This is a genomic window from Pseudomonas sp. PB105 (genome assembly GCF_009764655.1).
Classification (GTDB): Bacteria; Pseudomonadota; Gammaproteobacteria; order Pseudomonadales; family Pseudomonadaceae; genus Aquipseudomonas; species Aquipseudomonas cyclaminis.
The window spans coordinates 20,328-33,657 of sequence record NZ_RWIO01000056.1; the positions used below are offsets into that span (position 1 = coordinate 20,328).

The 13,330-nt window shown below is 61.0% G+C and carries 14 protein-coding genes and 1 pseudogene; 9 read left to right on the plus strand and 6 right to left on the minus strand.

Annotated elements, in window-relative coordinates; translation table 11 throughout:
• The first annotated feature begins 18 nt into the window (after positions 1-18).
• The 4 genes from EJD88_RS14880 to EJD88_RS14895 all read left to right on the plus strand — a co-directional run bounded on the left by EJD88_RS14880 (position 19) and on the right by EJD88_RS14895 (position 4,088).
• Complete coding sequence (locus EJD88_RS14880) at positions 19-783, plus strand: sulfite exporter TauE/SafE family protein (protein ID WP_158878354.1); 765 nt, start codon at positions 19-21, stop codon at positions 781-783.
• 118 nt (positions 784-901) lie between these two features.
• Positions 902-1,492 carry an NAD(P)H-dependent oxidoreductase gene (locus tag EJD88_RS14885; protein ID WP_158878355.1) on the plus strand — a complete coding sequence of 197 codons (591 nt, stop codon included), beginning with the start codon at positions 902-904 and terminating at the stop codon, positions 1,490-1,492.
• Positions 1,493-1,522: 30 nt separating this feature from the next.
• Positions 1,523-2,419: a LysR family transcriptional regulator gene (locus EJD88_RS14890; RefSeq protein ID WP_158878356.1), complete on the plus strand. Its 897-nt coding sequence runs from the start codon at positions 1,523-1,525 to the stop codon at positions 2,417-2,419.
• A gap of 223 nt (positions 2,420-2,642) precedes the next feature.
• A complete protein-coding gene (locus EJD88_RS14895) occupies positions 2,643-4,088 on the plus strand; it encodes a SulP family inorganic anion transporter (protein WP_112196729.1) in 1,446 nt (481 codons plus the stop codon).
• Positions 4,089-4,109: 21 nt separating this feature from the next.
• Here the strand turns inward: EJD88_RS14895 and EJD88_RS14900 are convergent, their stop codons facing one another.
• Complete coding sequence (locus EJD88_RS14900; protein ID WP_099587246.1) at positions 4,110-4,490, minus strand: lysozyme inhibitor LprI family protein; 381 nt, start codon at positions 4,488-4,490, stop codon at positions 4,110-4,112.
• Between the two features lie 245 nt (positions 4,491-4,735).
• Here EJD88_RS14900 and EJD88_RS14905 point away from each other — a divergent pair, with 245 nt between their 5' ends.
• The 4 genes from EJD88_RS14905 to EJD88_RS14920 are packed head-to-tail and all read left to right on the plus strand — an operon-like array spanning position 4,736 to position 8,822.
• Positions 4,736-6,085, plus strand: coding sequence for a gluconate:H+ symporter (locus tag EJD88_RS14905; RefSeq protein WP_244653895.1), 1,350 nt, complete (start codon positions 4,736-4,738; stop codon positions 6,083-6,085).
• Between the two features lie 13 nt (positions 6,086-6,098).
• A complete protein-coding gene (locus EJD88_RS14910; protein ID WP_112196727.1) occupies positions 6,099-6,959 on the plus strand; it encodes a MurR/RpiR family transcriptional regulator in 861 nt (286 codons plus the stop codon).
• Position 6,960: 1 nt separating this feature from the next.
• Complete coding sequence (locus tag EJD88_RS14915) at positions 6,961-8,424, plus strand: amidohydrolase family protein (protein WP_158878358.1); 1,464 nt, start codon at positions 6,961-6,963, stop codon at positions 8,422-8,424.
• A 29-nt stretch (positions 8,425-8,453) separates the two neighbouring features.
• A complete protein-coding gene (locus tag EJD88_RS14920; protein ID WP_158878359.1) occupies positions 8,454-8,822 on the plus strand; it encodes a glyoxalase superfamily protein in 369 nt (122 codons plus the stop codon).
• Positions 8,823-8,904: 82 nt separating this feature from the next.
• Here EJD88_RS14920 and EJD88_RS14925 read toward each other — a convergent pair whose 3' ends face one another.
• From EJD88_RS14925 to EJD88_RS27570, 3 genes and pseudogenes are all read right to left on the minus strand, one after another.
• A complete protein-coding gene (locus EJD88_RS14925) occupies positions 8,905-9,054 on the minus strand; it encodes a hypothetical protein (RefSeq protein ID WP_158878360.1) in 150 nt (49 codons plus the stop codon).
• 395 nt (positions 9,055-9,449) lie between these two features.
• On the minus strand, positions 9,450-10,313 hold the full coding sequence (locus tag EJD88_RS27565; protein ID WP_371260691.1) for a methyl-accepting chemotaxis protein: 864 nt from the start codon (positions 10,311-10,313) through the stop codon (positions 9,450-9,452).
• Positions 10,305-11,369, minus strand: a pseudogene (locus EJD88_RS27570) (methyl-accepting chemotaxis protein); the annotation flags it as partial. The pseudogene EJD88_RS27570 and the gene EJD88_RS27565, both read right to left, overlap by 9 nt.
• A gap of 249 nt (positions 11,370-11,618) precedes the next feature.
• Between EJD88_RS27570 and EJD88_RS14935 the strand changes: the two are divergent.
• Entirely contained in the window at positions 11,619-12,236 is a 618-nt protein-coding gene (locus EJD88_RS14935; RefSeq protein WP_099587252.1) for an FKBP-type peptidyl-prolyl cis-trans isomerase, read from the plus strand.
• 60 nt (positions 12,237-12,296) lie between these two features.
• Here EJD88_RS14935 and EJD88_RS14940 read toward each other — a convergent pair whose 3' ends face one another.
• Positions 12,297-12,554: a hypothetical protein gene (locus EJD88_RS14940; protein WP_003194088.1), complete on the minus strand. Its 258-nt coding sequence runs from the start codon at positions 12,552-12,554 to the stop codon at positions 12,297-12,299.
• A gap of 159 nt (positions 12,555-12,713) precedes the next feature.
• The gene (locus EJD88_RS14945) at positions 12,714-13,055 is read right to left on the minus strand and encodes a zinc ribbon domain-containing protein YjdM (protein WP_003230858.1); all 342 of its coding nucleotides are present in this window, start codon (positions 13,053-13,055) and stop codon (positions 12,714-12,716) included.
• Between the last annotated feature and the right edge of the window lie 275 nt (positions 13,056-13,330).

The window sequence follows — 13,330 nt, forward strand, 5'->3', positions numbered from 1 at the left end:
AACCCGCACAATCCGCCCATGACGACCTTCCTCGCGTTCTACCAAAATCTCGGCCCCGCCTTGACCCTGCTGGTGATCGGCACCTTTGTGCTGGCCGGCACGGTCAAAGGGGTGATCGGCCTCGGCCTGCCGACAGTGGCCATGGGCATGCTCGGCCTGGCTATGTTGCCGGCGCAGGCTGCGGCGCTGCTGATCATCCCTTCAACGGTCACCAACCTCTGGCAATTGGCATTCGGCGGTCACCTGAGTGCCTTGCTCAAACGCCTGTGGCCGATGCTGTTGCTGATTTTTCTCGGTACCGGGCTGGGCACGCTGTGGCTGGGCATGGACGGCGGGCACTGGGTGGTGCGGGCGTTGGGCGCGGCGTTGCTGGTGTATGCGCTGAGCGGCTTGTTTTTGCCCGCCTTCAAGCTCAAGCCATCAACCGAACGCTGGTTGGGCCCGCTGTGTGGGTTGATCACCGGCGTAATCACCTCGGCCACCGGCGTGTTCGTGATTCCTGCCGTGCCGTATCTGCAAGCACTGGGGTTGAATCGCGATCAACTGGTGCAGGCATTGGGTCTGTCGTTCACCGTGTCGACCCTGGCGCTGGCGGCGGGCTTGGCCTGGCGCGGTACCTTGGGCGGCAGTGAGGTCAGTGCCTCGTTGCTGGCGCTGTTCCCGGCGTTGCTGGGCATGTGGCTGGGCCAGGTGCTGCGCCAGCGCATCAGTGCGGTGCTGTTCAAGCGGGTATTTTTCATCGGCATGGCGCTGCTGGGCGGTCATCTGCTGATCGGTGGTTAACAATGCTTGCTGGATTCGTGCTTTTTGATCAAAGGTATTTTGCGGGGTCACGGCTTATTCCGAAGGGTTGGGGCCGATAGTCTGCGTCCAGACATTTTCAACTTCTGGATGCCCTCCCATGAAAAAAGTACTCCTGCTCAACGGCGGCAAAAAGTTCGCCCACTCCGATGGCCGCTACAACACCACCTTGCATGACACCGCACTGGCGTTGTTGGACCGCAACGGTATCGACGTCAAAGTCACGCATATCGACGAAGGCTACGATGTCGCCGACGAAGTCGCGAAATTCCTCTGGGCCGACGTGATCATCTACCAAATGCCCGGCTGGTGGATGGGCGCACCGTGGATCGTCAAGAAGTACATCGACGAAGTCTTCACCGAAGGCCACGGCAGCCTCTACGCCAGCGACGGCCGCACCCGTTCCGATGCTTCGCAGAAATACGGCAGTGGCGGCCTGATCCAGGGCAAGCAGTACATGCTCTCACTGACCTGGAACGCGCCGCAGCAAGCCTTCGACGACCCGAGCGATTTCTTCGAAGCCAAAGGCGTGGACGCGGTGTACTTCCCGTTCCACAAGGCCAACGAGTTCCTCGGCATGACCGGCCTGCCGACTTTCCTGTGCGTGGATGTGATGAAACGCCCGGCCATCGAGGCGGACGTGGCGCGCTACGAGCAGCATCTGGCGCAGGTGTTCAACCTCTCGGTGTAAGCTGCGGTGAACCGATAACGAGGACCGCCCGTGAAAGCCCGATCCGATGAGCTACAGATCTTCGTCAGCGTGATCGAGTGCGGCTCGATTTCCGCTGCGGCGGAGCAGGTCGGGCAGACGCCGTCGGCGGTCAGTCGTACCTTGTCGCGCCTGGAAGCCAAACTCGACACCACGCTGATCAACCGCACCACGCGGCGCATGGACCTGACCGAAGAGGGCAAGTACTTCTTCGAACAGGCCAAGCTGATCCTGGCGCACATGGATGAGCTGGAAGAGCGCTTGTCGTCACGCCAGAAAAAACCGGCCGGCCGGCTGCGTATCAACGCCGCGGTGCCGTTCATGCTGCATGGGATCGTGCCGTACATCGCCGAGTTTCGCAGCCTGTACCCGGAGATCCAGCTGGAGTTGAACAGCGATGACCTGATCATCGACCTGTTGGAACAAAGCACCGACATTGCCATCCGCATCGGCGCCCTGGCCGACTCGACCCTGCATGCGCGCGCCCTCGGGTGTACGCCGCTGCACATCCTCGCCAGCCCTGACTACCTCAAGCAGTACGGCGCGCCGCAGACCGTCGCCGAGTTGGCCGACCACACGTTGCTCGGCTTCACCCAGACCGAAACCCTCAACCACTGGCCGCTGCGCCATGTGGCAGGCGACCGCTGGCTGATCCAGCCGAGCATCGCCGCGTCCAGCGGCGAAACCTTGCGCCAGCTGGCGTTGGAAGGGCAGGGCATTTGTTGCCTGTCGAACTTCATGACCAGCGCCGACATCGACGCCGGGCGGCTGGTGCCAGTGCTGGAGGCGTTCAACAGCGGTTATCGCCAGCCGATCCACGCCGTGTTCTACCGTAACTCGCAACTGGCGTTGCGTATTCAGTGCTTCCTGGACTTTATCCAGGCCAAGCTGGCGCGGTATGCGTGCTGAGATGCGCACGTCGGTCGTTGAGTGGATTTGCAGCGAGAGGGTGTGAGGTTCGCTTGAGACCGAGTCGCTGCCATCGGGGGCAAGCCCCCTCCCACATTGGAATGCGGTCAAGTGTGGGAGGGGGCTTGCTCCCGATGGCGGCGACTCGCTCTTCCAGACTAGCCCCGAGTTGATCAATTCCGTACCATCCCTTGCCTTATCCCCCGCAATTCCCTGGTACCTCATGAACCTCACCCGTCTGCGCGCCGATGCCCTGGCCGGCCTCACCACGTCTTTCGCGCTGCTGCCCGAATGCATCGCCTTTGCCCTGGTGGCTCATCTCAACCCGCTGATGGGCCTGTACGGCGCGTTTATCATCTGCACCCTGACGGCCTTGTTTGGCGGCCGGCCCGGTATGGTTTCCGGTGCGGCGGGCTCGATGGCGGTGGTGATCGTGGCGTTGGTGGTGCAGCACGGCGTGGAGTATCTGCTGGCGACGGTGCTGCTGGGCGGGTTGATCATGGTCGCCTTCGGCCTGCTGCGCCTGGGCAAGCTGGTGCGCATGGTGCCGCATTCGGTGATGCTCGGCTTCGTCAACGGCCTGGCGATTATCATCGCGCTGGCGCAGTTGGAGCATTTCAAGAGCGGTGAAGCCTGGCTCAGCGGCACGCCGTTGTATGTGATGACCGCGTTGGTGGCGGCGACCATGGCCATCGTCTACCTGCTGCCACGCCTGACCCGCGCCGTGCCGCCGGCGTTGGTGGCGATCCTCGGCGTGGGCCTGACGGTGTACCTGCTTGGCCTGCCGACCCGTACCCTCGGTGACATGGCCCACATCGCCGGCGGCCTGCCGACCTTTGCATTGCCGCAGATCCCCTGGACCCTGGAAACCCTCGGCATCATCGCGCCCTATGCGTTCCTGATGGCCATGGTCGGCCTGCTGGAAACCCTGCTGACCCTGAACCTGACCGACGAAATCACTGAAACCCGCGGCTACCCAGACCGCGAAAGCGTGGCATTGGGCGCGGCGAATATGGTCTCGGGCCTGTTCGGCGGCATGGGCGGTTGCGCGATGATCGGGCAAACCGTGATCAACCTCAGCTCCGGCGGGCGCGGGCGCTTTTCCGGGGTGTTTGCCGGGGTGATGATCCTGCTGTTCATTCTGTTTCTGTCACCGCTGATCGAGCGGATCCCGCTGGCGGCGCTGGTGGGGGTGATGTTCGTGGTGTCCCAGCAGACCTTTGCCTGGGCGTCGCTGCGGGTGATCAACAAGGTGCCGCTCAATGATGTGCTGGTGATTATCGCGGTGACGGTGATTACCGTGTTTACCGACCTGGCGACCGCCGTGCTGTGCGGTATCGTGATCGCCGCGCTCAACTTCGCCTGGCAACAGGCCCGCGAGTTGTATGCCGATGAGCACCAGGAAGCTGACGGCAGCAAGCTCTATCGCCTGCACGGCACCTTGTTCTTCGCCTCGACTACGCCGTTTTTGAATCAGTTCGACCCGGCCAATGACCCGGAGCAGGTGACGCTGGATTGCCGTCACCTGAGTTTTGTCGACTATTCAGCGATTGCCGCGCTGATGACCCTGCGCGAGCGCTACACCAAGGCCGGCAAGCATCTGCGGGTGCTGCATTTGTCGGAGCGCTGCAAGAAGTTGCTCAAGCGGGCGCGGGTGCATCACGACTGATTGCGCATCTGTGGCGGGGGATCACGGCCCGACCAGGTCTTCCAGTTCCTGGGCGCGCGCCTGGGTCATGTCCAGCACACAGCCGGTGCCATTGACCTGATCGATGGTGCCGCCGGTGGCTGAGCCGATAAACCCGCAGTTGGCATCGCGGTACTTTATCCACAGGCGCTGCACGTCTTGCAGTTGCTGCTTGCGGGCACCTTCCTGGGCGGCGAGGGCGATCTTGTAGGCTTTGTTCAGGCGCGTGTCCTGCACCTTGGCTTGCTTGGCGTTGCAAGTAACCATGTCGGCGGTGGTGTTGGCGCCGTCCATGCATTTTTTCAGCGCTGGGTTGTCGGCGGCGGTGGCCGCGCCGCAGACGGCGAGAAGCAGGGCGCCGGCGGCGAGAGACGTGCGAATCATGGGCGATGTTCCTGGCAACAGTGGATGTGCAGTCTATGACTCAACCGGCTGGGTTGAGTTTCCGGTTCTCTGATCTTCATGTAAGAACAACCCCTGAATTTTCATACGCAGGTGTCGGGCATATCCCAACGCGACAGCGCTTGTCTGTGGGCGAAATTTACTTTCATAAAATTTGAAAACACCCCTCGGTAATGATTTATGAGTTTCACAACCAAATCGACGTGACCCTTTCCGAGGAGTACCGCATGGCCGCATCACCGGGCTTCGGGCTGTTGGCATACGCTGCCATCGCCATCATTGCTTTGATCGTGCTGATTGCACGTTACCGACTCAACCCGTTTATCGTCATCACCCTGGTGTCCATTGGCCTGGCGCTGATGGCCGGGATGCCGGCGGACACGATCATGGGCTCGTATGAGGCGGGTGTCGGCAAGACCCTGGGGCATATCGCGCTCGTGGTGGCGCTGGGCACCATGCTCGGCAAGATGATGGCCGAGTCCGGCGGCGCCGAGCAGGTGGCGCGCACCTTGATCAACCGTTTTGGCGAGCGCAATGCCCATTGGGCGATGGTGTGCATTGCCTTCCTGGTGGGGCTGCCGCTGTTTTTCGAGGTGGGTTTTGTGTTGCTGGTGCCCATCGCCTTTACCGTGGCGCGACGGGTCGGCGTGTCGATTTTGATGGTCGGCCTGCCGATGGTCGCCGGCCTGTCGGTGGTGCACGCGCTGGTGCCGCCGCACCCGGCGGCGATGATGGCGGTGCTGGCGTATAACGCGTCGGTGGGGCAGACCGTGCTGTATGCGATTCTGATCGGTATCCCCACGGCGATCATTGCTGGCCCCCTTTACGCCAAGTTCATCGTGCCGCACATCCACCTGCCGGCGGAAAACCCGCTGGAGCGCCAGTTTATCGAGCGTGAACCGCGCACCCGTTTGCCGAGTTTCGCGCTGACCATGGGCACCATCCTGTTGCCGGTGGTGCTGATGATGATCGGCGGTTGGGCCAATGTAATCTCCACGCCGGGGACCGGCTTCAACCAATTCCTGCTGTTTATCGGCAACTCGGTCATCGCCTTGCTGGTGGCGACCCTGGTGAGTTTCTGGACGTTGGGATTGGCCCAGGGCTTCAACCGCGAATCGATCCTCAGGTTCACCAACGAATGCCTCGCGCCGACCGCCAGCATCACCTTGCTGGTGGGCGCGGGCGGCGGGTTGAATCGCATCCTGGTGGACGCTGGAGTGACCAACGAAATTCTTGGCCTGGCCCATGCGTTTCACCTGTCACCACTGGTAATGGGCTGGTTGTTCGCAGCGTTGATGCGCGTTGCGACCGGGTCGGCCACGGTGGCGATGACCACCGCGTCCGGCGTGGTCGCACCCGTCGCCCTGGGCTTGGGTTATCCACACCCTGAATTACTGGTGCTGGCCACCGGTGCGGGTTCGGTGATCTTTTCCCACGTGAATGACGGCGGCTTCTGGCTGATCAAGGAATACTTCAATATGACGGTGATCCAGACCTTCAAGACCTGGACCGTGCTGGAGACATTGATTTCGGTGGTCGCCTTCGGTCTTACGTACGGTCTGTCTTGCATCCTCTGACCCTGGAGCCCCCATGGACATCCTCTACCAGATCCGCGCCCGCCAGGCGTCTTTCAGCGCCGGCGAAGGACGTATCGCCAAGCTGATGCTCGATGACGTCGGTTTTGCGGCGTCGGCCAGCCTGGAGGAGTTGTCCCAACGGGCTGAGGTCAGTACGGCAACGTTGTCGCGATTTGCCCGCAGCGTCGGTTGCCGCGACCTACGCGATTTGCGCCTGCAACTGGCCCAGGCCAGTGGCGTCGGCAGTCGTTTCCTGGACCCGGCGGGGTTGCCCGAACAGTCGGCGTTTCACCGGCAGATTCTGGGGGACATCGAGGCAACGTTGCGACAGCACTTATCGGGGTTCAACCAGGCCAGTTTCGCCGATGCGGTCAGCCTGCTGAGCAAGGCGCGGATGATCCATGCGTTCGGCATGGGCGGCCCGTCAAGCCTGTGCAGCGACGAGTTACAAGTGCGCCTGGTTCGCCTGGGCTACCCGATTGCCGCTTGCCACGATCCGGTGATGATGCGCGTCACGGCTGCGACGCTGGGCCCGGAACATGCGCTGATCGTCTGCTCGTTGACCGGCCTGACGCCGGAACTGCTGGACGTGGTGGCGCTGGCGCGCAACTACGACGCACGCATCATCGCCATCACCCTGGCCGACTCCCCTCTGGCGCGTTTGGCGGACGTGGTATTGCCCCTGCAACCGGCCGAAACCAGTTTTATCTACAAACCCACCGCAGCGCGCTATGGCCTGCTGTTGGCCATCGACCTGCTCGCTACCGAGCTGGCGCTGGCCCTGCCGGACGCTAACCAGGAACGCCTGCGCCGGATCAAACTGGCCCTGGACGATTATCGCGGCGGCCCCGACAGCCTGCCGCTTGGAGACTGATATGAAGTACGACACGCTGATTCGCCACGCGCTGATCATCGATGGCAGCAACACACCGGGTTACGTGGCGGATGTGGGGGTGCGCGAGGGGCGTATCGAGACAATCGGTGAGCTGTCTGCTGCGACGGCCGAGCATCAAATCGACGCCACCGGCCGCGTATTGGCGCCAGGCTTTATCGATGTGCACACCCACGACGACACCGTGGTGATACGCCACCCGCAGATGCTGCCCAAGCTCAGTCAGGGCGTGACCACAGTGATTGTCGGCAACTGCGGCATCAGCGCCTCGCCGGTCAGTTTGCGCAGCGATCCGCCGGACCCGATGAACCTGCTGGGTGGCGCTGCGGCGTTTGTGTATCCGCGTTTCAGCGACTATCGCCGCGCCGTGGAAAGCGCTCATCCAGCCGTCAACGTCGCGGCGTTGATCGGCCACACAGCGCTGCGCAGTAACCACATGGACGACCTGCATCGCACTGCGACACCGTATGAAATCGCCGCCATGCGGGTGCAACTGCACGAGAGTCTGGAAGCCGGCGCCCTCGGTTTATCCACAGGCCTGGCCTACGCCAGCGCGTTCAATGCCGAGACCGATGAAGTGCTGCAACTCAGTGAAGAACTGACGGCCTACGGTGCGGTGTACGCCACTCACTTGCGCAGCGAATTCGAGCCGGTGCTGGAGGCGATGGGTGAGGCGTTTCAGATTGGCCGACATGCCAAGGCACCGGTGATTATTTCCCACCTCAAGTGTGCAGGGGCGGGGAACTGGGGGCGCAGTCCGCAGCTGTTGGCCGCACTGGAACTGGCGGCGAAAACCCATCCGGTGGGGTGTGATTGCTATCCCTATGCGGCCAGTTCTTCGACCCTGGATTTGAAGCAGGTGACCGACGCGTTTCGCATCACCATTACGTGGTCCACGCCCCATCCGGACATGGGCGGGCGAGATCTACAGGCTATCGCCGACGAGTGGAATGTTTCATTAATGGACGCCGCCCGCCGCCTGCAGCCGGCGGGCGCCGTGTATTACGGGATGGACGAGGCGGATGTGCGGCGAATCCTGGCGCATCCGTTGTCGATGGTAGGCTCGGACGGGTTGCCTGAAGACCCGTTTCCCCATCCGCGTTTGTGGGGGGCGTTTCCACGGGTGCTGGGGCATTTCAGCCGTGACGTGGGGTTGTTTCCACTGCATACGGCGGTGCACAAGATGACCGGCTTGTCGGCAGCGCGCTTTGGCTTGTCGGATCGCGGAGCCATTCGTGAAGGGCATTGGGCCGACCTGGTGTTGTTTGATCCGTTGCGGGTGCGGGATATGGCGGACTTTAAAACGCCGGAACGGGCGGCAGAAGGCATTGACGGGGTGTGGGTCAATGGCGTGCTGAGCTACAGCGACGGGCAGGCGAACGGTCAGCGCCCTGGGCGATTCCTTGCGCGCAGCGGGGATTTGCGTCGCGGTTTTTCGTCTTTATAGTGGGCGATCTTTTACACGGAGCGGTTGCCATGCACTTAGGAAAAGTCACCCCCATCCTGCGGATTTTCGACGAGACAAAGGCGTTGGAATTCTATGTGGAATTCCTCGGGTTCAAGGTCGATTGGCAGCATCGTTTCGAAGCGAATTACCCGCTGTACCTGCAAGTGTCGTTGGGTGAATGCGTGCTGCATTTGTCCGAGCACCATGGCGATGCCTCGCCGGGGGCTGCGGTGCGGATCCAGGCGCAGGGAGTGGATGCCTACCAGCAGCAATTGCAGGCGAAGGACTACCGTTATGCCAAGCCCGGTGTTGAAGAAACGCCGTGGGGCTCGCGGGAGATGAGCATCAAGGACCCGTTTGGGAATCGGGTGGTGTTTGTCGAGGAAGGTGAGGGCTGAAGGGCAAATCGCAGGCAATAAAAAACCGCCTTAGTAGGGCGGTTTTTTATTGCAATCCCAGTTTTCGGCTGGGGTTGAAGTCTCACAGGAAGCGCTGACCAACAGGCGGAATACTACCGCCGCTCATATCATCTCGCAAGGCCAGAGGATTATCGTTTTGATGATTTCTCTTGCCTTTTTGCACCGTAAAAATTTGCAATGAATCTATCGAGCAATACTGGTGTTTGAGCATCGTTGGTCACACCTTCGACTGGGATTTTGGTTAGGCTCCTCCCCGTTCTAAGTTCGTCGATGTGAGGTGATCCGGGCGTGCACGCGAATTCTGGACCAACCGCCACGGGCTAGTAATCCGTGCCGGATTAATGCGGGAGGCCCATTAGCCCGGCCGCCTCACAGGAAGCGCTGACCCGCGTCCGAAGGCTCGCGTGTTCCGGTAAGTGCGCTGGAGGTAAGGCCCAACTCACGGAGGGCCGAGTATGTCTAAGTTTGCACGACGTACCTGGAACCTCGTAGTGAACTGCCTGCGTGCTTACCACGTATGGAAGTTCCTGCGGGACAGCTTTGATGACCTGTAAGGTCTGAGAAGTGGAGCCGCCTCGGTTAATCCCGAGGCGGCTTTTTGGTTTGTTAAACCCGGAAATGACTGACCATCTGCTGCAACTGGCTGCCCAGACGAGCCAGTTCCACACTCGATTTCGCTGTTTCGTCACTCGCGGTGGCGGTCTGTTCCGACACGTCGCGCACATTGACGATGCTGCGGCTGATCTCTTCGGCCACGGCGCTTTGTTGCTCGGCGGCGGCGGCGATCTGCTGGTTCATCGACTGGATGTTCGACACTGTCCGGGTGATGTTCTCCAGGGATACACCGGCCTTGCGCGTCAGCTCCACGCTGCTGTCGGTGAGGCTGCGGCTGTTGTTCATCACGTTGGCCACTTGCTGGGTGCCGTTCTGCAAACCGGCGACCAGGCCTTCGATCTCTTCGGTGGATTTTTGCGTGCGCTGGGCCAGGCCGCGCACTTCGTCGGCGACCACGGCAAACCCGCGACCGGCTTCACCGGCGCGTGCCGCCTCGATCGCGGCGTTGAGGGCTAGCAGGTTGGTCTGTTCGGCGACGGCCTTGATCACGTCCATCACGCTGCCGATCTTGTTGCTCTCTTGTTGCAGGTGGCTCATGGCGTCGGTGGAACGTGCCACTTCAGCGGCCAGGCGTTCGATCTGGGCGATGGCTTCGGCCACCACTTTGTCGCCAGCGCGGGCTTGGCCGTCGGCATCGGCAGCGGCCAGGGAAGCCTGTTCGGCGTTACGCGCGACTTCCTGCACGGTGGCGGTCATTTCATGCATCGCGGTGGCCACTTGATCGGTCTCGATCTTCTGGCTGTTCACGCCGGCGCTGGTCTGCTCGGTCACGGCCGACAGTTCCTCGGCGGCGCTGGCGATCTGGGTCACGCCGTCACGAATACCGCTGATTAACTCACGCAGGGTGGTGCCCATGCGCTGGATGCCTTGTTGCAGCACGCCGAGTTCATCGCGGCGGGTCACCTGGATGTTGTGGCTCAGGTCGCCGGAGGCAATGCGTTCCACCACGGCCAGGGTTTCCTGGATCGGGCGGGTGATCTGACGGGTGATGACCAGTGCGGCAATGATGCCAACCAGCAGGGCCAGCAGGGTGCTGATCAGTTGCAGGCTGCGGGCCTGGGCGCTTTCGGCATCGCGGCGGTTGAGTTGGATATCGTAGAGCTTGTCGCTGATGGTGACGATATCAGCGCCTTGGGTGGTCATTTCAGCACGGGCAGCAACGATATTGGCGTTGGCCGCCTTGTAGTTCTGCACCGCCGTGCGATACGCGCCAAGAGCGGTTTCCAGCGCGGTCAGCGCGCTTTGCTGGCTGGCGCCAACGGCGGCGCCGAGGTCTTTCAAGCCGGCAATGGCTTTGTCGATCTGTGCGGCAGCGCGGGCTTCGGTGTCTGGGCTGACGTTGCCGGTGTAGCCGCGCACTTCGTAGCGGGCCAGTTGGAATTGCATCTTTGCTTCGGCCACGGCCTGGAACTGGGCCAGATGCTCCGAGCTGTCGGGCATCTGCTTGACGCTGGCTTCCAGCGCGTCGATCTGGGCGTTGGCGCTGTCGGCCTTGTCGCCCATCACCTGGCGAGAGGCATTGCCGTTACGGTAAGCCTCGCGCATTTTGTTCAGGGATTGCTGGTAGGCGGTGATGACTGCTTTCTGCTCGTTGAGCAGCTTGAGGTTTTCCGGGCTCTTGAAACTGTCGAGCAGTTTCTGCTGCTGGGCGGCGAAGGCATCGAGGCTGGTCTGCACGTTTTGCGCCACGGCTTCGTCACCGTTGGCCAGCATGTATTGAAGGCGCACGATGCGCAGTTTGGTCAGCGAGGCGTTGAGCTGGGTGATGTCGCTCATCCAGTTGCTGCGGTCGATCAGGCCGCCAAGGCTGGTCCAGCCAGTCAGTGCCAGGATCGAGGTGAGGACAAGCACCAGGCCGAAGCCCAGGCCCAGTTTGAGGTTGACGCTTATGTTACCGAACCAGCTATTCATCGAATGCTCCGCAAGAGTGATGTCTGTTTGCTGGACGGTGTTGTTATTTGAGCCAGCCAAGGTGTAGCGCTGTATCGGCGGCGGGTCTTGATTCTGAAGGGTGTTTTATTCCATGTGGCGACGAAGGGTCGCCAGCGGTGTGCAGCACGACTAAGGGCTCATCAAGGGGCAGTCTTGTGTGCTAGTCTGCGGGCCCTTTTAGTTTCGGGCAGCGCGGGAAATCGCGTTGTCCTACAGCGGAGCCTCTTCATGTCCGAAGTTAATCTGTCCACCGACGAAACCCGCGTCAGCTACGGTATCGGCCGTCAGTTGGGCGACCAACTGCGCGACAACCCGCCACCGGGCGTAAACCTTGACGCAATCCTGGCTGGCCTGACCGACGCATTCGCTGGCAAGCCAAGCCGCGTTGACCAAGAGCAAATGGCTGCCAGCTTCAAGGTGATCCGCGAAGTCATGCAAGCCGAAGCAGCCGCCAAGGCTGAAGCCGCTGCTGGCGCTGGCCTTGCCTTCCTGGCTGAAAACGCCAAGCGCGATGGCATCACCACCCTGGCTTCCGGCCTGCAATTTGAAGTGCTGACGGCCGGCGAAGGCGCCAAGCCGACTCGTGAAGATCAAGTCCGTACCCACTATCACGGCACCCTGATCGACGGCACTGTGTTCGACAGCTCGTACGAGCGTGGCCAGCCAGCAGAATTCCCGGTTGGCGGCGTGATTGCCGGTTGGACCGAAGCCCTGCAACTGATGAATGCCGGCAGCAAATGGCGTCTGTACGTGCCGAGCGAACTGGCTTACGGCGCTCAAGGCGTTGGCAGCATTCCGCCGCACAGCGTGCTGGTGTTCGACGTCGAACTGCTCGACGTTCTGTAAGACCTGCTGATTACCTGTTGGGGCGAACCTGTTCGCCCCAACAGTGTTTTGCGCGTTTGCTCATGGATGAAACTTGCCATTGAGCTCAGTCGCCGGGCGCAACGCCCGGGCATAACAGAACAGAAACAAATTACGCACCACCTCCTTCAGCACACCGGGTTCGCTTGAGCTCAGGCCGTTGACGTCCAGGTCACCCTGGTCCTGCAATTCATTCAGCGCTTCTTCTTCCAGCACTGCACAGACTTCACCGGTTTCCCGATGCAGGATCCGCAGGTAAGGGTGTGGGCGGTCCAGCCAGGCATCTATCAAATAAGTCATGGTGCATCTCCTTGATGGATTTCAATGAGAATAATTCTTATTCGTAGAATAGCAAGCGTCTATTGGCAGTTTGTTGGTTTTTCTGTGTGGATATTGAGGTGGGTCAGGAAGGAGGGCAAAACGCCATCCCGCGGCGGGCGCGGGATGGATGCAGCGGATTCAGACTTTGCGCACGAACTCGGACTTGAGCTTCATCGGGCCGATACCGTCGATCTTGCAGTCGATATCGTGGTCGCCGTCGCACAAGCGGATGTTCTTGACCTTGGTGCCCACCTTGACCACCAGGGACGTGCCCTTGACCTTGAGGTCCTTGATCACGGTGATGGTGTCGCCGTCCTGCAGGACGTTGCCCACAGAGTCTTTCTTCACGGTTTCATCGCCGGCCACTTCGGCCTCGCCATTGGCGGACCATTCATGGGCGCATTCCGGGCAGATCAGCTGGGCGCCGTCTTCGTAGGTGTATTCGGAATTGCATTTCGGGCAGGGTGGCAACGTGCTCACTAAAGCTCCTTAAAGGTCAGGACGGCTAAAAGTCGCACATTATATAGGGTTTTGTAGTCTTGCAGGTTGTATGAAATCTAAATGTGGGAGGGGGCTTGCCCCCGATGACGGTGTGCCAGTCTATACAGGGGCTGGCTGATCTACCGCTATCGGGGGCAAGCTGAACTGGCCTAATGATTTTGGACACTTCAATCGGGCGCTATGATAGCGCCCAAATTTGAGGTGTTTGGATATGCGTAAATCTTATTCGAGTGAGTTCAAGCTCAAGGCCGCCA